General features: G+C 71.4%; 14 protein-coding genes. 9 read left to right on the top strand and 5 right to left on the bottom strand.

Features of this window, described 5'->3' with window-relative positions; genetic code table 11:
- Positions 1-260 precede the first annotated feature (260 nt).
- Together ACX9TP_RS27170 and ACX9TP_RS27165 are read left to right on the top strand one after the other, a co-directional pair.
- Positions 261-4,325: a protein kinase domain-containing protein gene (locus tag ACX9TP_RS27170; RefSeq protein WP_482973529.1), complete on the top strand. Its 4,065-nt coding sequence runs from the start codon at positions 261-263 to the stop codon at positions 4,323-4,325.
- 82 nt (positions 4,326-4,407) lie between these two features.
- Positions 4,408-5,067 (top strand): RNA polymerase sigma factor, encoded by a 660-nt coding sequence (locus ACX9TP_RS27165; RefSeq protein ID WP_482973528.1) that lies wholly within the window; start codon positions 4,408-4,410, stop codon positions 5,065-5,067.
- Between the two features lie 133 nt (positions 5,068-5,200).
- Here the strand turns inward: ACX9TP_RS27165 and ACX9TP_RS27160 are convergent, their stop codons facing one another.
- Positions 5,201-6,019, bottom strand: coding sequence for a GNAT family N-acetyltransferase (locus tag ACX9TP_RS27160; RefSeq protein WP_482973527.1), 819 nt, complete (start codon positions 6,017-6,019; stop codon positions 5,201-5,203).
- Positions 6,020-6,057: 38 nt separating this feature from the next.
- Entirely contained in the window at positions 6,058-7,518 is a 1,461-nt protein-coding gene (locus tag ACX9TP_RS27155; protein WP_482973526.1) for a vWA domain-containing protein, read from the bottom strand.
- 724 nt (positions 7,519-8,242) lie between these two features.
- On the opposite strand from ACX9TP_RS27155, the gene ACX9TP_RS27150 reads away from it, so the two are divergent.
- Together ACX9TP_RS27150 and ACX9TP_RS27145 are read left to right on the top strand one after the other, a co-directional pair.
- On the top strand, positions 8,243-9,289 hold the full coding sequence (locus ACX9TP_RS27150; RefSeq protein WP_482973525.1) for a hypothetical protein: 1,047 nt from the start codon (positions 8,243-8,245) through the stop codon (positions 9,287-9,289).
- Between the two features lie 154 nt (positions 9,290-9,443).
- Positions 9,444-10,547 (top strand): hypothetical protein, encoded by a 1,104-nt coding sequence (locus tag ACX9TP_RS27145; protein ID WP_482973524.1) that lies wholly within the window; start codon positions 9,444-9,446, stop codon positions 10,545-10,547.
- Positions 10,548-10,776: 229 nt separating this feature from the next.
- Here ACX9TP_RS27145 and ACX9TP_RS27140 read toward each other — a convergent pair whose 3' ends face one another.
- Positions 10,777-10,980: a hypothetical protein gene (locus ACX9TP_RS27140; RefSeq protein ID WP_482973523.1), complete on the bottom strand. Its 204-nt coding sequence runs from the start codon at positions 10,978-10,980 to the stop codon at positions 10,777-10,779.
- Positions 10,981-11,244: 264 nt separating this feature from the next.
- On the opposite strand from ACX9TP_RS27140, the gene ACX9TP_RS27135 reads away from it, so the two are divergent.
- The 3 genes from ACX9TP_RS27135 (at position 11,245) to udk (ending at position 14,513) form a co-directional block, all read left to right on the top strand.
- On the top strand, positions 11,245-11,904 hold the full coding sequence (locus ACX9TP_RS27135) for a LysE family translocator (protein WP_482973522.1): 660 nt from the start codon (positions 11,245-11,247) through the stop codon (positions 11,902-11,904).
- 262 nt (positions 11,905-12,166) lie between these two features.
- Positions 12,167-13,816 (top strand): MbnB/TglH/ChrH family RiPP precursor modification enzyme, encoded by a 1,650-nt coding sequence (locus tag ACX9TP_RS27130; protein WP_482982228.1) that lies wholly within the window; start codon positions 12,167-12,169, stop codon positions 13,814-13,816.
- Positions 13,817-13,877: 61 nt separating this feature from the next.
- Positions 13,878-14,513: a uridine kinase gene (gene udk / locus ACX9TP_RS27125; protein WP_482973521.1), complete on the top strand. Its 636-nt coding sequence runs from the start codon at positions 13,878-13,880 to the stop codon at positions 14,511-14,513.
- Between the two features lie 84 nt (positions 14,514-14,597).
- Here udk and ACX9TP_RS27120 read toward each other — a convergent pair whose 3' ends face one another.
- Positions 14,598-15,629 carry an alpha/beta fold hydrolase gene (locus tag ACX9TP_RS27120; protein WP_482973520.1) on the bottom strand — a complete coding sequence of 344 codons (1,032 nt, stop codon included), beginning with the start codon at positions 15,627-15,629 and terminating at the stop codon, positions 14,598-14,600.
- Positions 15,630-15,680: 51 nt separating this feature from the next.
- Between ACX9TP_RS27120 and ACX9TP_RS27115 the strand changes: the two genes are divergently transcribed.
- Positions 15,681-16,595 (top strand): hypothetical protein, encoded by a 915-nt coding sequence (locus ACX9TP_RS27115; protein ID WP_482973519.1) that lies wholly within the window; start codon positions 15,681-15,683, stop codon positions 16,593-16,595.
- Positions 16,596-16,632: 37 nt separating this feature from the next.
- On the opposite strand, the gene ACX9TP_RS27110 is transcribed toward ACX9TP_RS27115, so the two are convergent.
- On the bottom strand, positions 16,633-18,828 hold the full coding sequence (locus ACX9TP_RS27110; protein ID WP_482973518.1) for an outer membrane protein assembly factor BamB family protein: 2,196 nt from the start codon (positions 18,826-18,828) through the stop codon (positions 16,633-16,635).
- 112 nt (positions 18,829-18,940) lie between these two features.
- Between ACX9TP_RS27110 and ACX9TP_RS27105 the strand changes: the two genes are divergently transcribed.
- Positions 18,941-21,151 (top strand): HTH domain-containing protein, encoded by a 2,211-nt coding sequence (locus ACX9TP_RS27105; RefSeq protein WP_482973517.1) that lies wholly within the window; start codon positions 18,941-18,943, stop codon positions 21,149-21,151.
- Position 21,152: the final 1 nt, after the last annotated feature.

Here is a 21,152-nt window from a genome sequence, read left to right as displayed (position 1 = left end):
TCTCCGCGCCCCTGATGTGACGCCGGCCAGGGCCGGGGAGAACGGCGCGGCACCAGGGCCGCGCCCGCTCGACCCGCCCCGGAGAACGAGGGCAGGCAGGTGTGGCGATGCCTGCACCGGCCCCGAGGGTGATGCGAGCCCCCGTGCGTGGGCGGACGGCCAGGGCGGCCACCAGGCGTTTCCTTGTTGTGCCCGGACACCGTTCCTAACGTGAACCAGGGTGGCCGCCAGGCGCGAGCCGTGACCGGGGGAATTCGGCGATGCCAGATTGGGCCGGCGACGAGAACAGACGCGAGCGCACCGTGACGGGGCTGGACCCCGACCTGGAGGCGCTCGACCGCGAGGACTTCGAGGACTCCTTCCTGCGCAGCGTGGCGCGGGCGTCGGTGCCCCCACGCCTGCCCGTGCCCGGCATGCGGCTGGGAGACCGGGACGGAGGACGCTACGAGGTGCTGGAGGAGCTGGGCGGCGGCGCCATGGGGCAGGTCTTCCGCGCCCGGGACGTGGTGCTGCAGCGGTCCGTGGCGCTGAAGTTCCTCGTCCCCCACGAGTCGCTCGCCGATGCGCCGATGCTCACCCTCCTGCGGCAGGAGGGACGGGCGATTGCCCAGCTGGACCATGAGCACATCGTCCGCATCTTCAACGTGGACGTCTGGAGCAGCGAGCCGGGAGAGCCCCCGGTCCCCTTCCTCGTCATGGAGTGCCTGGAGGGCGAGTCCCTGTCCGCGCTCCTGCGCCGGGGGCGGCCCGGGCCGCGCAAGGCGATGGAGATCCTGGACGCCGTGGCCGCCGGCCTGGCGCACGCGCACGAGCACCACATCGTCCACCGCGACCTCAAGCCCAGCAACGTCTTCATCACCCGCAAGGGCGTGGTGAAGATTCTCGACTTCGGCCTCGCGTGGCTCGCCGCCGCCAGCGCGCCGCAGGACGTATCCCTGTCCACCGCGGGCACGCCCCCGTACATGTCACCCGAGCAGTGGCGCGGCGGGCCGCAGGACGCGCGCACGGACCTGTGGTCCGCGGGCATCCTGCTCTTCGAGATGCTCACCGGTGAGCCTCCGTACTCGGGCAGCCCGGAGGAGATTCGCACGCGCGTCATCTCACCGGACCCCGCGCCCTCGGTGCGCGAGCGCGTCCCGGCGCTGCCGGAGGCGGTGGACCGGCTGCTGGCGGCGCTGCTGGCGAAGTCGCCCGCGGAGCGGCTCGGCTCGGCGGTGCAGCTGCGCGAGCGGCTGCGGCAGGTGGAGGAGGGGCTCGCGCCCCGGCATCGCATGTCGCGGAGCGCGGCGCCGCAGCGGCGGCAGGTGACGCTGGTGGCCTGCCGGCTCGCGGACGTCGCGGGGCTGACGGCGCGGTTGGACCCGGAGGACGTGAGCGAGCTGGAGGCCACCTTCCACCGGAGCTGCTCGGAGGTCATCCAGGAGCACGGCGGCTCCGTCGTCCTGTGCGTGGGGGAGGAGGTGCTGGGCTGCTTCGGCCATCCGGTGGCGCGGGAGGATGACTCGGAGCGCGCGGTGAACGCGGGGCTGCGGGTGGCATCCGCCCTGGCGCCCGCGCTCCAGGAGTCGTTGCTGCTGCCTCCGGGCCGCGAGCTGGCCCTGCAGGTGGGAATCCACACGGACATGGTGGTGATGGACGGCACGTCCATCCAGGGCGAGGCGCCGCGCATGGCCACCTGGCTGGCGCGTCAGGCGAAGCCGGGCACGGTGTACGTCAGTGACGCCACGCTTGCGCTCGTCCGGGGTGCCTTCGTCACCCAGCCCCAGGAGCCGCTGCGCTTCACCGGCCTGTCCGGCGTGCGTGACGTGCCGCTGCACCAGGCGCTGCGCCCGCGCCGCGCCGCGAGCCGGTTCGACCGCAAGCTGGTGGCGCGCCCGCTCACCCCGCTGGTGGGGCGGCGCGCGGAGCTGCAGTGCCTGCTGGGCTGGTGGGAGGAGGTCCGGGGCGGGCACGGAGTGTGTGGCCTCATCTCCGGTGAGGCGGGCATGGGCAAGTCGCGCCTGCTGCGCGAGGTGCGCGAGCGCGTGCCGCCCTTCACCGCGTTGCGGCTGCGGTGCCAGTGCTGGCCCCAGTCGAGCACCAGTGCCTTCGCGCCCATCATCGACCTGCTGCGCCACCTGCTCCAGCTGGACACGCAGGGCACGCCGACGCAGCACAAGGCCCGGCTGGAGGCGGGGCTGGGCGCGCTCGGGCTGGGGCACCAGCGCACGTGGGTGCTGTCCGGCCTGGTGGGCCTGACGGGAGCGGAGGGCGCGCCGCACCTGCGCTACACGCCGGACCGGCTGAAGCAGGAGACGCTGGAGTCGCTGACGGCCCTGCTGCTGCGGCTGGCGGAGGAGCGGCCGGTGCTCGCGGAGGTGGAGGACCTGCACTGGGCGGACCCGTCCACGCTCGAGCTGCTGGGCGTCCTCCTGGAGCGGCTGCCGCGCTCGCGCACGTGCCTGCTGCTCACCGCGCGCCCCGACTTCCGCCCGCCGTGGCCCGCGAGCCGGAGCATCCACCGGCTCTCGCTGGAGCGACTGCCAGCCGCCATCGCCGGCGAGCTGGTGCGCAAGGTGGCGGGACGCCAGGGGCTTCCCTCGGAGACGGTGGCGCGCCTGGTGGCGCGCACGGACGGCGTCCCCCTCTTCGCGGAGGAGCTGACGCGCACCGTGGTGGAGCGTCCCGACGCCGGGTCGGAGGCGCCGCGCGCGCTGGCCTCGTCCGTGCCGCAGTCCCTGCGCGAGCTGCTCCTCACGCGGTTGGACCGGCTGCCCGCGTCGCAGAAGGAGCTGGCGCAGCTGTGCGCCGTGGTGGGGCGCGGCTTCTCGCAAGCGCTGCTGGCCTCGCTCTCCGGCAGGAGTGACACGGCGCTGCGCCAGGACCTGTCCGGGCTCGTCGCGGAGGGACTGCTCCAGACCGAGGAGGGAGCCGAGCCGCGGTTCAGCTTCCGGCACGCGCTCATCCAGGACGCGGCCTCGGACTCGCTGCCCCGGCACCAGCGGCGGCAGTACCACCGGCGCGTCGCCCGGGTGATGGCGGAGCAGTTCCCCGAGGTGTCCGACGCGCAGCCGGAGCTGTTGGCCTGCCACTACACGGAGTCGGGGCAGGTGGAGGCGGCGCTGCGCTGGTGGGTGCGCGCGGGCGAGCTGGCCAGCCGTCGCTCGGCCAACGTGGAGGCCCTCAGTCACTTCTGGCGGGCCGTGGAGCTGCTGCGCACGCTGCCCCCGACGCGAGAGCGCGCCGGCCAGGAGCTGAAGCTGCTCATCGCGCTGGAGCTGCCGCTGGTGCAGGTGCAGGGCTACCACTCGGCCGAGGGCGAGGAGGTGTACACGCGGGTGCGGTCCCTGATGCGCGAGCTGGAGGAGGACCTGCCCCGGTTGGACCCTCCCTACTGGGTGACGTACGCCTATGCCTTCGCGCGGGCGCGGTGGGACGAGGCGCACGAGGTGGCGGAGCGGCTGGTGCGAATGGGCCGCCGCCATGGCCAGAAGGAGCTGCTGGCGCTGGGCTACCGGATGATGGCCACCGACTTCTTCACCTGGGGCCAGGTGCGCGAGGCGCTGGAGCACGTGGAGCTGGCGCTCGCGTTCTCCGACTTCGGGTTGGAGCAGCACCAGGCGCTGGCGGTGAAGCACTGGGTCAACCCGCGCGTGGCGGCCCTGGCCTACGGGGCGGTGGTGCAGGCGGTCGTGGATGCGCCGGAGCGCTCGCGCGAGTACGGACGACAGGCGCTGCGGCTGTCCATGGACATCGGCCACCACAACACGACGGCGTTCGCGCTGCTGTACGTGTCGCTGGCGTGCCAGCTGCGCCGCGAGCCGCGCGAGGCGCTGGAGCTGTGCGACCGCAACATCGCGCTGTCGCGCGAGCACCACTTCCGCCTGTGGCTGGGGTGGGCCTCGCTCATCCGGGGATGGGCGCAGTCGATGATGGGCAATGCGCGCGAGGGCCTGGCGCTGATGGAGTCCGCCCTGGCGCAGTGGCGGCGTTCCGGCTTCGAGGCGGGCCTGCCGCATGACCTGGGCATGCTGGCGGAAATCCACCTGCTGCTGGGGCAGGCGGACGCGGCGCTGGAGGCGGTACACGAGGCGCTGGAGCGGGCCGAGTCGACGCGCGAGGTCTCCTACGAGGCGGTGCTGCGGGGCCTGGAGGCGGAGGCGCTGCGGGCCCTGGGGCGGGAAGTGGAAGCGCGTGAGGCGTTCGCCCGGGCGATGAAGGTGGCGGAGGACCAGGGCGCGCTGGGCTACGGCAGGTTGGTGCGGGAGCGGCGGGTCGGCCGTCCGCAGGTGGAGATGCCGCTGTCACCAGGCGCGCAGTCGGAGGGGCCGTCCTCCCTCGCGTGAGGGGAGCTGGCGAGAGCCCGGCGCGTCACGGAGTGCGCGGGGGCACTCCTTCCGTTCGGTAATGGCGCAGGAGCGTGACGAGATGACATCTCCAATGATGGATGGGGGCGCGGGTGCCGATGCGGTCGCTGCTCGCGAGCAGGTGGAGGCGCAGCTCCACGCGCACTGCCTGCGGGGGGAGTATGGCCAGGCGGTGGAGCTGGCGATGCGTGCCTATGGGCCGGAGATACGCCGGCTGATGGCGTCCGTGCTCCACCACCCGGAGCTGGCGAAGGATTCCTTCAGCCTCTTCAGCGAGAATCTCCTGAAGGGGTTGCCGGGCTTTCGGTGGGAGAGCTCGTTTCGGACGTGGGCATATCGGCTGGCGCGCAATGCCTGCTACCACCAGCTGCACGCGCCGGCGGCACGCGAGCAGCCCGTGAGCGAGCCGGCGGCGAACGAGGCACAGCGTCAGCGCACGGACACGCAGCCCTGGCGGCGCACCGCGGTGAAGGAGCGCTTCCGCGCGCTGCGGGAGCAGCTGGAACCGCACGAGCGGATGCTGCTCATGCTGCGCGTGGACCAGCGCCTGCCCTGGACGGAGATTGCCCGGGTGATGGCGGAGCCGGATGAGCCCGTCACTCGCGATGCCCTGAATCGCCGCGCCACCGCGCTGCGCCAGCAGTTCCAGCGCGTGAAGACGCGGCTGCGCTCGCTCGCGGTCGAGCAGGGCGTCGTCCCGGCCGACCAGCTGGACGCGTAGACGGCGACCCGGTGCGGCCCGGTGCGGGCGCGAGGTCCATGCGGAAGCGTGTCACCGGCCGGAGGCGGCTACTCGGTGCGGCCGGAGGGCGGGCGCGAGCTACATGCGGAAGCGAGTCACCGGCCGGAGGCGGCTACTCGGTACGGCCGGGGGCGGGCGCGAGGTACATGCGGAAGCGTGTCACCGGCCGGTAGCCCATGCGGCGGTAGACGGGCAGGCCGGCGTCGGTGGCGTGCAGCACGGTGCGCTCAATGTTCCAGTCGCTCCGGGCCGCGGCGAGCGCGTGCCGCATGACGGCCTCGGCGCCGCCCTGGCGCCGGTATTGAGGCAGCGTGGCGACCATGGCGACGTAGGCCACGCCGTCCACGCGCAGCACGGATGCGCTGGTGGCGGCCACGCCGTCCCGACAGCCCACGAAGCCCTGGTGGTCCGGCCCGTAGAGGGACTCCACGGCGAACGCCTCGCGGCCCACGTCGCGCGGCACGTCGTAGCAGGAGGAGTTGATGTCCGAGAGCGCCTCGCGTGTCCGCGCATCCCGCACCGGGCGGAGGTCGAACGGGGAGGGTGGATGAGCGGGCTCGACCAGGCGCTCGGCCACCATGCCGGTGACGGGCATCCCGGGCTTGAGCCCGTACCAGGCGAGGATGGACTCCGCGCGCTCGCGCACCTGGGGCGCCATCCAGTCGTCGCCCAGCACGAAGGCCCAGCCGTGACGGCCCTGGGCGAAGTAGCGCGCCGCGGAGGCCACGGCGGCCGAGAGCGCCTGTTCCGACTCCACGGGCGCACGCAGGAAGGCCGCGTTCATCAGCGCCCAGGACACGTGGCCCGCGGCGATGAACACCTCGGGCCGCTCCACCACCTCGCCCGCCGGGCTCCCCAGCGCGAGCAGCCTCCAGGAACCCCGGTACTGCGCATGGGACTCGTCAATCTCTGCTCGCGTGACGGTGGACATGTGTGGCTCCTGGGCGGGGGGCAGGAGCCCGGAATCTACTACCTGGCCGCCACGCCCCGAAGCAGGGGCCGGGCCTTTTCCAGCAGTGAGAGGAATTCCTCACGCTCGGCGTTGCCGGTGGGCGTGGCCGCACGGGCGATTTCGCGCACGGACTCGAAGCTCCAGCGGTCCGCGTGCGGGCTCTTGCGCAGCAACTCCGCCGCGCCCATCACCGCCGTGGCGAAGCGCAGGTCGGCGCTGGCGTCCTTGAAGGTGCCGGCCAGCGCCGCGACGGAGAAGCGGTACGCGCGCTCCGAGGCGGACTCGCCGCGCGGCCGCTTCGCACGCACGCGCACGGTGGCGAGGCCCTCGCCCGCGCCCGGCTTCAGCTCCACTTCGTAGAGGGCGGTGACGGTGTGCCCGGAGCCAATCTCGCCCGCGTCCACCCGGTCATTGCGGAAGTCGCGGTCCGCGATGTCCCGGTTCTCGTAGCCGACCAGGCGGTAGCGCGACACCTGCGCGGGGTCGAACTCCACCTGCAGCTTCACGTCCTGGGCGATGACTTCCAGCGTCCCGCCGAGCTGCTCCTGGAAGATGCGCCGCGCGGCGAGCAGCGAGTCCACGTAGTAGTGGTTGCCATTCCCCTGGTCCGCGAGCTGCTCCATCATCGTGTCCTGGTAGTTGCCCATGCCGAAGCCGACGGTGGTGACGGTGACGCCTTCCTTCACGTGGCCGCGGATGCGCTTGAGGATTTCCGCGTGGCTCGTCGTGCCCACGTTGGCGTCGCCGTCGGAGAGGATGACGATGCGCGAGAGCGAGCCGCCATCCAGCGTCTTCATCGCCTCCTGGTAGGCCAGCTCGATGCCGGACGCCATCGCGGTGGAGCCCCCCGCGGACAGGTCCTCGATGGCGGCGTGGATGAGGGCCTTCTTCTCCATGCCCGTCGGAGGCAGCACGCGGCGCACGTTGCCGGCGTACGTCACCAGCGCCACCGTGTCGCCGTCGCGCAGGTTGTCCACGAGCATCCGCAGCGCGCGCTTCGCCAGCGGTAGACGGTCTGGTGACTGCATCGAGCCGGACACGTCCACGAGGAAGGTGAGGTGCGCGGGCTTGCGCTCGGACACGCTCACGCGGCGGCCCTGCACGCCCACGCGCAGCAGGTGGCGTCCCGGCGTGTACGGCGACGGCGCGGCGTCCATGCGCACGGCGAGCGGGCCGTCATCCGCGGCGGGCTCCGGGTATGAGTAGCGGAAGTAGTTGAGGAACTCCTCCACGCGCACGGCTTCCTTCGGAGGCAGGGTGCCGTCCAGCAGCTTGCGCCGCGCGAGCGTGTACGAGGCCGTGTCCACGTCCACGGCGAAGGTGGACAGCCGGTCCTCGGACGCCGTCACGAAGGGATTCACCCCGTAGTCCTTGTAGCCCTCGCCGGAGGAGGCGGTGTCGGAGGGAGCCGACTTGCTCGCGAGCGAGCCTCCGATGCCCTTTCCCCCGAGCGAGATGGAGGCCTGTCCGTGCATCATGGCGCTCGGGCCGGGGGCGGCGCGGGCAGAGCCTGTCCCGTAGGCGGTAATTCCTAATCCGCGCCCCTTCGTGCCAATCGAGCCGATGCCACCGCCGCCAGAGCCCTTGCCGCTCAGGCCCAGGCCCATGCCCGTCCCACTCGGCGCCTTGTCGGCACCCCGAGCTCCGATGCCGCTGAGGCCGAGTCCACCGCCCATGCGGCCCTCTGGTGACTTCAATGCAGCACCGGACGGGGCGGGCGCTGCGGACTTCATCGCCGCTTCGAGGCGCGGATCCGCGCTCGGGGACAAAGACGTGTTCGCAGCTGGCGCAGTGCTCGGGGCGGCGGTGGCGCTCTGCACCTGCGCAGCGGAGGGGGCGGCCTTTTCAGCTTCGCTGCCATGCGCCTCCTGCTTCGCCTTGGCGGGGAGGGTGGAGTTGGACCGCTGTTGAGCAGTCCCTCCAGTGTCCTCCCCTGAACGGCAGCCCGACACCGTGCTCCCCAGGACGAGTGCGCACACGACTCCCATGACGGCCAGGTGCATCCGCCTCATTCACAGCCTCCGTTGTCGCTGATTCGCGAAGCCTTCCGACAGCGGCACGCGTGAAAAGGTTCCGGAGATGTCGCGGCGCGGTGTGGACGTCGCCCGCGTGGGCCCGCGTATCCTCCGCGCGGGTCACCTGTTCACGGCACGCGCCATGAGGCCGGCTCGCCGGGTGGACGCTCCGACCCGGGAGGGGCAGATGCGGGGTTCATGGCTGTGGGCCATTGCCGTGGGCAGTGTGGCGCTCACCGGATGCGGCGTGGACGACGAGGCACCGGAGGACGTGCTCGGCACGGCGAAGTCACGGCTCGTCGCGGGCTGTGCGTTGTCCTCGGTGGACGGCGACGCGGACGGCGTGGATGACGGGCTCGAGGACTGCCTCCTGCAGCGCCACGCGCCCGTGCTCCACCTGCCGGCGGACCTGGACTGGACGCGGCCGTCCAGCGTGGACTGGTACCTGGCCCGCGCGCAGATGCGCTTCCACCATGACGGCTGTCCGGACTGCTCCGTCCTCGCGCTGGGCAGCGTCACGCAGGCGGCGCTGCTGAACCGCTCACATGGGGAGAAGAACTGGATCTGCTCGCACACCAGCACGCTGCGCAATTCGTCCAGCGGCGAGTGGGTGGAGAACGAGACCTTCTTCCTCCAGCCGCCCAGCGATGCCACGCACAACGGCAGCGCCAACCCGGTCGACTGGAAGCTCTATGGCCACGTGTACAAGAACCGGTTCGGAGGGGTGAACCTCCAGTACTGGTACTTCTTTCCGTACAACGATGGTCCCTCGGGCTTCAATCACGAGGCGGACTGGGAGCACGTCAATGTGCGGCTCGCGGCGGACTACTCCGTGTCGGGCGTCCACTTCGCGCACCACGCCAATGTGACGTACTTCACTGCGGCGGATGTGCAGTGGCTGGACACCACACATCCACTGGTCTGGGTCGCGGATGGAAGTCACGCGAGCTACCGCAACGAGAGCACATGCGACAGCACGTATGAGGAGCTGGGCTGGGGGCTCGACAGCTGTCAGACGAGCGCGAGCTACCGCTGGTTCACCTGGGCGGGAGGGAAGGGGACGCGCTCGGGCTACCAGGGTGGCGGCGTCATCAACGTGGGTGAGAAGACACGCACGCTGAAGGGCCAGGAGTTCCTCAAGTACAACGCTCGCTGGGGCGAGGTGGGCAACAGCTCCAACACCTCCGGCGTGCGCGGCCCGGCGATGCAGGGCAACTGGACGCGCGACACCTGAGCCGTGGCAGTCAGGGGGCGGGTTCGTGCACCGCAATCGCGCCAACTGTTGCCAGGTGATTCGGTCCGGCCGCCGCCGTGACTCCGCCCGGCCCTTTGCTCGCGTTCATCTATGGCCTGTAACTTGGGATTATCCCCACGTGAGAGGCCCCTCCATGCCCGTCGATTTCGCTGCGAAGGTATTGGCCGTTCTTTCCGAGCACGGTGCTGTGAAAAGGATTCAACGGTTCGAGGACGCTCCAGAGAGCGGCTTCCACGTCTATGTTGTCTTCAACGGTCCCGAGGTGCTCCAGATCGGGTACGGCACCGCTACGAGGATGCAAAGCTGCATGCGCGGTGCTCTGGCGAAGCGCCACAGCAAGGCCTTCATCTGCGCCTTTGGAGAGCGCGTCCTCGGAAGGCCGAACGAATACGCGTACATCGATGTCAATTCTGAGCCAGAGGCGGAGCGGATCGAGAATCTCGTGCACGGGCACTTCGAGATCCGCACCAACAGGGTCGCGGCCTGCCTGATCTCTGGGCTTACGGATGCGGGACCGGTATCCGTCGCGCGCGTGAACTGCTGGCTTTGGGAGAGGGTGGTGCGCCTTGAGGTCTATCGCACCTTATCTCCCGGCGGGAGGGCGATGGCCGAGGAGCTGATGGACCTCGTGACCTGGGGCACGGTTCGCGAGCGAAAGCAGGGTATGGAGCGTCGGACCCAGCATGGGGATCTGCTCGAAGGTTACATGCTCGCGAAACTCGGCAAGGCCCATCTCATCCACGTCTTCCAGGCGCTCACGGAAGATTACCTGCGCTACGGAAGCCACAAGCTCACGGATGCGGAATTCCGGACCCGTGAGCGGGGCTATCAGTACGTTTCCAAAGGTGAGCGCTTCGAGATCATCCTCGACGGTGAGCGGCGTACGGACGTGGCGATGGAACGCGCAGTGCGTCGACCCATGCTCATCCCATCGCCCCCTGCCGCAGGGGGCATGACCGGAGCGCGGGTCCTTTCCCGAAAGCCCCGGCTTGAGTTTAGGGAGGCCGAACTTGAGGGGCTCGCGCCGGATGCATGGATCGAGTTCGCAGTCTTCAATGAAGGGACCCGGAGCGATCCCCGCCGCATCGACTTGGTGTTCCGTTGCCAGGTGCGTGACGTCCACGGTTTTTTCCCCATCAACCAAGACAAGGACTGGCTCGAAAACAAGAGGCACAGCTGGTCGAGGTTTCCCCTGTGGGCCATGCGCTGGGTCGTTCGGGGTGGCATCGTCGCTTAGCCTGTCGCGAGCGCACCGTCCTCCGCGGACAGCGTCAAGGGGCCTGAGTCACGAGGCGAGGCCCACCTGAGAGCCCAGGTTGGAAGATGCAGGGTTGCATGTGGCCGCACCATGGGCTTTTTGCCCGGATTTCGGCCGCATCCTGGCAAGGCGCGCGCTCTCTCTATTCGTTCGTCCCCGCCGGCCGAGACCTTCTCCGCGCAGGAGGCGGCTGGTGGGGTGAGGTGCGTCAGTACGGGGTGTTCAAGTCCTCTGAGAAGACGGTGAGCGCCACCGTGCCGCATGTTGCGCTCCGTCCTCCCGGGTACGTCACGAAGCGAGGCACCATCGGCTGCACGTCGCGGAGCCTCCGGTCCGCCCGCCGCGCCATGGCCTTCGCGGCGCAGCGGCGGGCGGACGCCTCCGTCGAGTGCTTGTGCTTCGTGCAGAGCATGGGTCTGTCAGGCGGCGTGAGGGCTACGTGCTGGGCGGCAACCCCACTGCGAAGACGTCCACGATGTTCAACGCGTAATGGTGGTGCACGGCTCCCATCACGACGCGATTGTGAGCGCGGTGGCGCAGGCCCTGTCACGGTAATCGTGCCACTTCCACCGAGGACCTGTCGACCCTGTCGGACACACGCACGACACTTGTGGGGCGCGTTCGCGCACCGTGGTTTGCACGGGATGTCGCCGGGTGTTTAGGTCCGGCCGCCGCCATGACCCCTCCCGGCCCCCTGCTCGCGTCCATCTTCGGTCTGTATCTGCTCGCAGTCATCACGCCAGGGCCGAACACGTTCATCGTCACGCGCCTGGCGCTGTCCGCCACGCGCCGGCATGCAGCCTGGGCGGTGCTGGGGATTGCCCTGGGGAACGCGGCGTGGCTCTGCGTCATCCTGGGCGGCGTCGCCGTGCTCCTGCAGCAGTTCCCGGGAGCGATGCGCGCCGTGCGCTATGTGGGCGGGCTGTACCTGCTCTACCTGGGCGTGAAGGGGCTGCTCGCCGTACGTGCGGCCTCGAAGGCTTCCGGAGAGGCTCCGGCCGCGTCGCCGGAAAAGGCCCTCGTGGAGCGGGCGCTGTCGGGGGAGGAGGCCCGGCCGTTTCGCAGCGGGCTGTTCGCCAGCCTGTCCAATCCGAACACCCTGCCTTTCTACCTGAGCATCCTCGCCCCCACGGCTGTGCCTGGCATTTCCCTGTGGGTGCGCGTGGTGGCGGCTGCTGGCATCGTGAGCATCGCCATGGGGTGGTACGGGACGCTGGCCTGGGGCCTGTCCACGGGACACGTCCGGCGGGCGTACTCGCGTAGGGAGCCGCTCATCCGCCAGGTGCTTGCGCTGGTGCTCGTGGTCTACGGAATCCGGCTGCTGGTGACGGGGTAGGGCGTCGGTTGACCCGAGCAGCCCGCCTCGGAGGGCCCGAGACGGGCCGTACCTTCGCCCCCACCACAACCCGCCAAGAGCAGTCCTGCCGCAAGCAACACGCCGCCGATGAATCCCTTCATCTGCATGCGCTTCTCCGATTGGACAGCCTTTCGATTCGAAAGGTTTTGACTGCGAAGAAGCGCGTGCCATCGCGCTGCAATCCGACAGGAGCGATGTGTCGGCCGTGGCAGCGAGCGCGGAGCGCGTCTACGTTCATGGGATGACGCACGTGGACCCCGACATGTGGACGCTGCCCTGGCGCGGGCTGGGGCTGAGCAGCAACCTGAGCACGGCGGACGTGCCTCAACCGTACCGGCTGCTGGACGCGTCCCCGGGCCTCTTCGACTACGTCGAGTACAGCGCGCCACTGTCGCTCGAAGAGGCGAAGGCCCACGCCTCGCTGTTCCCGGAGATGTGGCGCCGTCGCGCCGACGTGCCCGTGCTCTTCCACCCCGTGCACCTCAACCTCTGGGGCCCGGAGCTGGAGCCCGCGTCGGTGCTCTCGGAATTGGACGCGCACGCGCGCACGGTGGGCAGCCCGTGGGTGGGCAACGACGTGGGCTGGTGGCACGTGGGCGGCCAGCCCTTCCCGGGCTATCTCTACTTCACGCCGCCGTTCAACGAGGCGGGCCTCGCGGACTGCGCGGCGCATGCGCTCCACGTCCAGCGGCACCTCTCCATGCCCCTCGTGCTGGAGAACCCCGCCGTGCTCGCGCGGCGAGGCGAATGGCACGTGCTGGACTTCATGTCCCGGCTGCACGCGCGCACCGGGCTACCGCTGCTGCTGGACCTGGGGCACCTCTTCAGCCACCAGCTCTCCGCGGGCCTGCCCCTGGACGCGGGGCTCGACGGCTTCCCGCTCGACCAGGTCATCGAGTTCCACCTCGCCGGCGGCGTGGTGACGCGCCGGGGCTCGCGCCAATTCTACGTGGATGACCACACGCAGCCCGTGCGCGAGGAATTGTTCCAGCTGCTGGAGTCGCTCCTGCCGCGCTGTCCCTCGCTGCGCGCCATCACCTTCGAGGGAGATGGCCACCCGCCCGAGGTGGCCCTGGTGTCACTGCGCCGGCTGCGCAAGCTGGTGCCCGCGGGCGAGCGCCCCCCGCTGACGCTGCGCCCGCCCCGCGACGTCACCGCACCGCCGCTGACCGGCGAGAGCCGGCCGTGGGATTTGTTCGACGCGGGCCATGGCGCCACACCGGCATCGTCCGTGGAGGACGAGGAAGGGACGCTGGCGGACCGGGACTTCCGGCTCGCCGTGGTGGCGGAGGTGCTGGACCGCGAGTGGCCACTCACGCGCCTGCTCGTCGCGGGAACGGAAGACGCCCTCGCCGCCTTCACCAGCTCCCCCGAGTACCGCGGCCTCTTCGGCGGCACGGGCCGCTCTCTGGGACAGGTCTTCTCCAAGTGGGCCATGCGGCGTCTGCGTGAGTACCCCGACGACGGGGCCTCCGCGGCGCTGGCGCTGGAGATGCTCCTGCCCACGCTGTTCCTCCGCCCGGTGCCGCCGCCGGGGCCGGGGCAGGTGGGGCTGGCGGAGGACGTGCGCATGGGCGCCCTCCCGGCGGACCTGTCCGAGCTCGTCTTCGCTGCTCGCGCCGTGCGCCGTCACCTCACGGCGCGTGCGTGGGCCTGTGGCTCGCTGGAGCTGTCCGGCCTGGAGTCGCTGGCGCAGGTGGCTCGGCGGCCGGGCCAGGGTCCGTGGAGCTTCCTCGTCCGTCGGCGGGGCGGGGGACACGAGGTGCTGACGGTGGCGCCCGCTCTAGCGGAGTGGCTGCGCAGGCTCGCCTCGCGCCCGGTGCCGGTGGAGGAGGCGCCCCACGCATTGCTGGCCGAGGCCCAGGGGCGCGGGCTGATCCGCCGGGGTTGAATCGTCCGGAACAGGACTGAAGCCTTGCGCTGGCCCGTCCGGTGGGGTACGTGCCGCCGCCATGGCGTCCCCCCTCGTCGTTGGCATCGCGGGCGGCACCGCGTCCGGCAAGACCACCGTCGCCCGCAAGGTGCGCGAGGCGCTGGCCGATTGTCGCGTGGCCTTCATCGATCAGGACTCGTACTACCGGGACCTGAAGGACCTCCCGCTGGCGGACAGGCGCGAGGTGAACTTCGACCATCCGGACGCGTTCGACAGGGACCTGCTCGTGCAGCACCTGCGCGAGCTGAAGTCCGGCCGGCCCATCCAGAAGCCCGTCTACGACTTCGTCACCTCGTCGCGTCAGCCGCGCACCATGGGCGTGGACCCCGGCGACATCATCCTCATCGAGGGCATCCTCGTCCTGCACATGAAGGAGGTGCGCGACGAGATGGACGTGAAGATCTACGTCGACGCGGATGACGACCTGCGCATCCTTCGCCGCCTCACCCGCGACATCAAGGACCGCGGCCGCGACTTCGACCACGTGGTGGGCCAGTACCTGCGCCACGTGCGCCCCATGCACATGGGCTTCGTCGAGCCGTCCAAGCACTTCGCGGACATCATCATCCCGCACGGCGGCAACAACGAGATTGCCATCGGCATGCTGGTGGGCGCCCTGCGCGGGAAGCTCTCCGGCGCACCGCCGCGCGAGTAGTCCTCGGCCTGCCGAGAGCGGCCGTCCCGGAGCTGCTGCCACACCGAGGTGCCGCCAGACGCAGGCGGCTCTCCTTGAGAGCCATCAGCAGCGCCGCAGGAAGTCGCCCAGCGGGCCAATCAGCCGGTCCGCGTCCGCCAGGAGCGCGCCGTGGTCTCCCGGGCCCGGCAGCTCCAGCAGGCGCGCGCTCACGCCCGCCGCGGACAGCAGGTGGTACGTGTCCCGCACGCGATTCACCGGCGCCAGCACGTCCGAGGCCCCCGCCACCAGCAGCACCCGCGCGCGGATGTGCTGGAAGCAGTCCGCCACGTCGCCCCCCGCCCACGCCGAGCACAGCGTCGCCCAGGACACGGGGTCGAACGTGTCAGCGAATGCGTCGGCCTCCGCCTCCAGCGCCACGCGGGCGGACTCGGGGTCCGGCCAGCGTGAGGCGAGGTACTCGCGCCCGTACAGCAGCTTCTGGAAGTCCAGCCGCAGCCGGCGCATCGTCTTGCGCGGCAGCGTGTCCGGCCCGTAGAGGCCCTCGCGGAAGTCCGGGTCCGCGCGGAGCAGCTGCCAGGACAGGCCCAGCTTCTCGCGCACGCCCTCGGGCAGCGCGCGCGCCGTGCCCAGGGTGATGACTCCGGCGGCCAGGTCCGGGAACAGCGCCGCCAGTCGCAGCGCCACCTGGCCCCCCAGGCCCACGCCCACCAGCGCTCGCACCTGCTTCAAGCCCAGCGCGCGCAGCGACGCGGACACGCCGCGCGCCATGTCCAGCACGGTGAGGGGCGGGAGGTTGAGGCCCCAGCGCTCACCCGTCGCCGGGTCTTCCGAGGCCGGTGACGTGGTGCCGAAGGGGCTGCCCAGCAGGCCCGGCACCACCACCGGCGTGCTCTCCGGGTCCAACGCCAGCCCCGGGCCCACCAGCGCATGCGCCCAGCCAGACGGTTGGTAGGCCGAGTCCTCTAGTGGACCCAAGGCTCTGTGAGAATGGGAGAGGTCGTGCAGCAGCACCACCGCTTTGCCGTCGGACGGTTCCCCGTAGCACTCCCAGGCCACCTGGGGATTGCCCAGAAGCTCCCCCTCCTCCAAGGGGAGCGGCACGGAGAACAGGTGGGTGCCGGTGGCCTGGATCACGTTGGGGAATTTTCATATCACTGCCAGCTCCAACGCACAGGAGCCAGCCTCGTGAAGCGCTACTTCGGAGTCATCGTCATCATCGCGGGGGTGTTGCTGGCCGCCGTCATGAGCTACCGCAGCGCCAGTACCAAGGCACGGGAGGCCCAGCGGGACGCGGATGCCCAGCGCGTCCAGGCCGAGTACCTGGAGCGCGTCGGCTGGATGCGCACCAACCCGGACGGGGCCACCTACAAGGATGAGCTGCGGCCCTTCTTCAAGAACTACTTCGAGCAGGTGGACACGCACCTGACCCAGTACGGCGGCAACAAGAAGTTCGACGGCTACCTGGAGGAGCTGGAGAAGCGCTCCGAGAGCGGCAAGGAGGAGCGCGCCGCGGACAAGAAGGCCTTCTACGAGTACACGCGCAAGGTGTTCGACAGCCTGCGCGAGGGCAAGTACAGCCCCGTGTGGACGGCCTCGGACAAGGGCATGCGCCTGGACGTGGTGTCGTCGGACGTCGTCATGGTGATGGGCAAGCCGCAGATTCGCCTGCAGCTCGCGCTGTGGGGCGCCCAGCGCGCCCTCAAGGACGAGGGCAAGGTGAAGAAGATGGTGACCAGCGCCTCGTTCGACACGGTGTGGAAGCTCACCGACGCGAAGGGGAAGCTGCTGGGCGAGATGCGCGGCAGCGACCCGGCGATGAAGGTGGACTTCCCGGAGCGCTACATCCCCCAGTTCCCCCCGCAGATGGTGCTGGGCCACTACGACCTGGACCAGATGCCCAGCGAGGTGGCGAAGATGGAGATGACCATCAACGTCTCCTCGCACTCCGCCTCCGGCGGCAGCGCCACCGCCACCTACGTGTGGAAGCTGGACGTGCCCTCCGAGTGGAAGCTGGGCGCCGGCGAGACGTGGGAGGGCGCCACCCAGGAGGAGCGGCCGGAGGAGGAGATCGACCCGGCCAAGTCGGCGAAGAGCGAGTAGTCCCGGGCGGAGGGGCGCGGAGGGTGAAGCCCCGCGCCTACTCCACCACGGTGAAGTGCGATGCCAGCCGGTACGCGGACAGCGTGCCGGCGTCGTCGAGGAAGTAGAGGTTGAGGCGCACGTCCGCCTGGAGCGCGACGAGCCCCACGCCCACCCGGACCTCCGCGAGCACCTGACCGCCGCGAGGGTCCACCGCCCGCACCCGCTCGCCCGGCACCAGCGTCACGCCTCGCGCGGTGCGGGCCGGGAGCGCGCGGATGAGCGGCTCGCCCGCGGCGCCCACGCGCCAGTCCACCGTGCCATTGGCGGCCACGCGCGCGGCGGCTCCGGACGGGCTCGTCACCACCACCGCGCGCGGCAGCGGCGACAGCGCGTAGGGCCCCGGCCCCAGGTTCAAGGGCCGCTCCCAGACGCGCCTGCCCTTGGCGTCCAGGCACAGCAGGACGCCGTCGCGCTCGCGCTCCCCGGCGAGGAACACGCGGGGGCCCACCGGCAGCGGCAGGGAGGGGTGGGTGAGGTCCGGCTCGTGCGTCCACACCGTTTCGCCGGTGTGCGCGTCCGCGAGCAGCACCGCCCAGTGCGAGCCGCGCCCCAGCATGGACAGGAAGCGCCGGCCCCACGCCACCGGCGGGCAGTGGAAGGGCATGGGCGCGCGCATCCGGTAGCGCACCTGGCCGTCTTCCAAATCCAGCCCGTAGAGGTAGCCCGAGTCGGTGCCCACCAGCGCGCGGTGGCCCTGGGTGGACAGCCAGCTGCGCTGCGTGCGCGGAGGGGCCAGCCGCCACACCTCGCGGCCGGTGGCCTCGGCGAAGGCGACGACGGTGCGGTCCTCGGAGAGGGTGAGCAGGAGCCCGTCCTTGCGCAGGAGCAGCGGGCCCAGGGGGATGCCGTCGTGGTCATGCAGCCAGCGCGCGCCCGCGCCCCGGCCGGTGAAGCCGTACACGCGCGTCATGTCCGCCGCCACCGCGTGCCCGTCCGCGGAGGCCGCCACGCCCAGCGGCGCCGCGCGCTTCCACAGCAGGTTCCCGTCCTTGCGCGAGAAGGCCGACGCGAGCTGCGGCGCGCAGTACACCGGCCCGTGCCGGCCCAGCAGCAGCTTCGCCTCCTCGGCGTCCGACAGCCCGCGCTTCTCCCACAGCTTCTCGAAGCGCAGCCGGCGCAGGCGGCCGGGCACCTTCAGCGGCTTCGACGTGCCCCGGCCCGCGCGGGCCTTCTTCTCCCGGGCCGCGCCCTGCGCCTCGGGGGGCTGCACTGCGCCGCGCAGGTGGGACAGGCCCTCGCGGCAGCGCTCCGCCAGCTCCACCAGGTAGGGGTTGCCCACCTGCGTCCGGTCGGACTCCGCGAAGGTCGCGGCCAGCGACTCGCCCAGGTGGAAGAGGGCCCCGGCCAGCGCCTTGGCGTCGAGCGGGAAGGGCGTGCCGGTGCGCCCGGGCTTCGCCTTGCCGGCCTTCAAGTCCAGCACCAGCACCGGCCGCGCACCCGCGGGGGCCAGCTCGAAGCGCTCCTCGCCCAGCTCCACCGCGCGGGCCAGCTCCACCGCCTGCCGCGACAGCTCCAGCACCGCGAGGAAGGGCGGGCCCGGGACGCGCCACGCCTCGGGCCGGCCCGGCAGCGCCAGCCACACCTCGCCCCCGGCCAAAAGCGGCGCCAGGCTCCCCGCCGTGCCCCGCTCGCTCGCACGGCCGGCGGGCACGCCCACGTCGCGCAGCTCGAAGCCGAAGCCGGGCACGTCCTGGGGCTCCACCCGCTTCGTGGAGGGCTTCGCCCGCGCCTCCTCGGGAGGACGGGCGGGACGGCGCAGGGCCTTCAGCGGCTCCCCCAGCGCCTGGGAGAGCGACGTGGAGAGCGCCTTCGGGGCCACCCGGGTGACGTCCGCGAGGAATCGCTCGGCGCCCTCCCGGACGGCCACCGCCAGCTCGTCCACCTCCACGCGCACCGGCGGCCGCAAGAGCCGGGCGGGGCGGGCGAGGCTCGCCACGAGCAATTCCACCTCCGGCCCCACCCGGCGGAGCACCAGCTCCAGGTGGGCTTCCGGCAGCGAAACCTGGGCCAGCCGCTGTCGCCCCCCATAAATGGCCGCAACTGAGCGCACCAGCGCGGGCACCACTTCTGCTAGAGACTCCTCCACGGCCCCGGACAGCAGGTCCACCCCGTCCAATTCCAGTGCGATGGAATCGAGCGGGGAAGTCGCGGGTTCGCGTTTCCAACGCTGTCCGATGCGTATGCGGGTCATCTTCTGCGGGTCATCTTCCGTTCGTTGACAAGCCAGTTTAGCGATGGCTAGCATCCGCCACCCATACGGACCTACATTTTTGTAACCGTTCGGAATTCTTGGGGAATACTCGATGACATTCTACGAGGCCGCGCTCCGTGTCCTGGAGAGCGAAGGTCGTCCCCTCCATTTTCTCGAAATCACTGAGAAGTCCATCCAGCAGAGCCTGCTCTCCCACGTTGGCAAGACGCCTGAGGTGACGATGCTGTCGCGCCTCGCTGCCATGGCGCGCCGCACGCGGGATCGCAAGGTGATTGTCACGGCGAAGGACACCTTCGCGCTGGTGGACTGGTCGATTCCCGAGGATGCGGAGGCTTTGGCACAGACTGGCGTAATCGAGCCACATCCGGAAGAGGACCTGCCGCCGCTGCGTCCGGCGGAGCGCCATCCGGAACCTCGCGTGGACAACGTGAAGGTGGCGGGCCGTGGCAGCGACCGCAAGCGCCGTCGCGACGAGGAGGAGGAGCGGGGCGGGCGCCGCAAGCGCTTCCCGCCGCTGCCGGAGGTGGTGTTCGAAATCCTCAGCGAGGAGGGCATCGCGCTGCGCACCGAGCAGCTCATCGAGCGCGCCCGGAGCAAGGAGCTGTGCGCCGAGGAGACGACGGTGGAGGCGGTGCTCACCGCCCTGCTGGAGGACAACCAGCGCCGCATCGACGCCGGCCGCCGCCCGCAGTACTCCTTCAACAAGGAGACCGGCGAGGTGACGCTGGAGCGCGCGGGCGCGCCGAGCGAGGCCCCGCCGCTGGAGCTGCAGGCCGCCTTCGCGCAGGCGCTGGGCATCCCCCTGGAGGCCGGGCGCCCCCTGCTGGGCAAGCCCGCGGCCGCCGCGGCCGCCGCCGAGCCGCTGGCGGACGCCACGCTGCTCACCACGCTGCGCACCACGCTCAAGGACGCGCGCCGCGCCGTGGCGCGCGGGCTGCGCAAGCGCCTGGGCGAGCTGGACGTGGGGACGTTCGAGAAGTCCGTGGTGAAGATGATGCACGGGCTGGGCTTCCGCGAGCTGAAGGTGGCGAAGCGGTCCAAGGAAGGCCCGCTGCTCACCGCCCGCAAGCGCGAGGGCAGCGTGGAGCTGCGCTACGCGGTGCGCATGCTGAAGGGTGCGCCCGGCATCGACCGCAAGACGGTGCAGGAGCTGCGCAGGGACCTCGGCCACTACTCGGCGCAGGTGGGCCTGCTGGTGAGCGCCGGGGACGTGCGCGGCGACGCGCGCACCGAGGCGCAGGCCAGCGGCTCGCTGGTGATGCTCTGGTGCGGTGACGCGCTGGGCGAGAAGTTCCTCGAGGCGGAGACGGCCGTCACCGTCACCCGCGTGGAGCTGTACGAGGTCGACGAGAAGTTCTTCGAGGCCGCGAAGCTGGACGCCGAGGAGGCCCAGAAGCGCCGCGAGGAGCGCCAGCGCGAGAAGCAGGCCCGGGGCGAGGGCGAGGAGGCTTCCGCGGAGGCCACCCCCGGAGCGCCGGAGCGCGAGCGTCCCCGCGAGAAGCGCCGCCGCGAGCGCGAGGCCCGCGAGGCGCGCGAGGCGGGGGAGACCCCCGAGGTGTCCGAGGCCGCCGAGGCCACGTCCGCCGCCCCCGCCGCCGAGAGCGCTCCCCGCGCCGCGCCGCCCGCCGCGCCCATGCAGCAGGCGGGTGGTGAGGACGAGGAGGGTGACGACGACGAGGAGGGCGACGACGAGGACCTGGAGGCCGCCAGCGCCTTCGTCGGAGGTGCCCGTCCCGAGGGTGCCGCCGCCGAGGGGGGCGCCGAGGGCGCCCAGGGAGACCGCAAGCGCCGCCGCCGCCGCCGTCGCGGTCGCCGCGGCCGTGGCAACCGTGAGGGGGCCGCCCCGGGGGCGACGCCCACGGCCGAGGGTGGCGCCGCCGCTGCTCCGGCGGCAGAGGGCACCGCGCCTTCCGCCGAGGCCGGCGCCGCGCCTCCGGGTGAGCCCACCCCCGCTTCGACAGGGGAGGGCACCGCGCCTTCCGCCGAGGCCACCGCCGCCGCTCCTTCGGCGGAGGCCGCCACGGAGCCGAGCGGCACCGAGGCACCCACGTCCGCCGCACCCAGGACTGCCGACGAAGGCACCTCCGGAGAAGAGCGCGCGGCCACCGTCCCGCCTCCCGCCGAGGCCACCGCCGCTCCCGCGGCGGAGGCCGCCCCGGAGTCGCGCGGCGCCGAGGCGCCCACGTCTGTCGCATCCCGGACTTCCGACGAAGACACCGCCGGTGGTGTCGAGGAAGGACGAGAGGCGACCGAGCGTCGCGTCACGCCGCCTTCGGACCCGTCCGAGGGAGGTCAGGGCTGAC

Source organism: Pyxidicoccus sp. M15, from assembly GCF_056858435.1.
Note: the sequence above shows the minus strand (reverse complement) of the source record. Positions and strands in the feature narration are given on the sequence as shown.

Coding starts and splice junctions, on each gene's coding strand:
- ACX9TP_RS27170 (WP_482973529.1), top strand. CDS start 261: ATGCCAGATTGGGCCGGCGACGAGAACAGACGCGAGCGCACCGTGACG.
- ACX9TP_RS27150 (WP_482973525.1), top strand. CDS start 8,243: ATGCGGGGTTCATGGCTGTGGGCCATTGCCGTGGGCAGTGTGGCGCTC.
- ACX9TP_RS27135 (WP_482973522.1), top strand. CDS start 11,245: ATGACCCCTCCCGGCCCCCTGCTCGCGTCCATCTTCGGTCTGTATCTG.
- ACX9TP_RS27155 (WP_482973526.1), bottom strand. CDS start 7,518: ATGATGCACGGACAGGCCTCCATCTCGCTCGGGGGAAAGGGCATCGGA.
- ACX9TP_RS27105 (WP_482973517.1), top strand. CDS start 18,941: ATGACATTCTACGAGGCCGCGCTCCGTGTCCTGGAGAGCGAAGGTCGT.
- udk (WP_482973521.1), top strand. CDS start 13,878: ATGGCGTCCCCCCTCGTCGTTGGCATCGCGGGCGGCACCGCGTCCGGC.
- ACX9TP_RS27160 (WP_482973527.1), bottom strand. CDS start 6,019: ATGTCCACCGTCACGCGAGCAGAGATTGACGAGTCCCATGCGCAGTAC.
- ACX9TP_RS27130 (WP_482982228.1), top strand. CDS start 12,167: ATGACGCACGTGGACCCCGACATGTGGACGCTGCCCTGGCGCGGGCTG.
- ACX9TP_RS27145 (WP_482973524.1), top strand. CDS start 9,444: ATGCCCGTCGATTTCGCTGCGAAGGTATTGGCCGTTCTTTCCGAGCAC.
- ACX9TP_RS27165 (WP_482973528.1), top strand. CDS start 4,408: ATGACATCTCCAATGATGGATGGGGGCGCGGGTGCCGATGCGGTCGCT.
- ACX9TP_RS27110 (WP_482973518.1), bottom strand. CDS start 18,828: ATGACCCGCATACGCATCGGACAGCGTTGGAAACGCGAACCCGCGACT.
- ACX9TP_RS27140 (WP_482973523.1), bottom strand. CDS start 10,980: ATGCTCTGCACGAAGCACAAGCACTCGACGGAGGCGTCCGCCCGCCGC.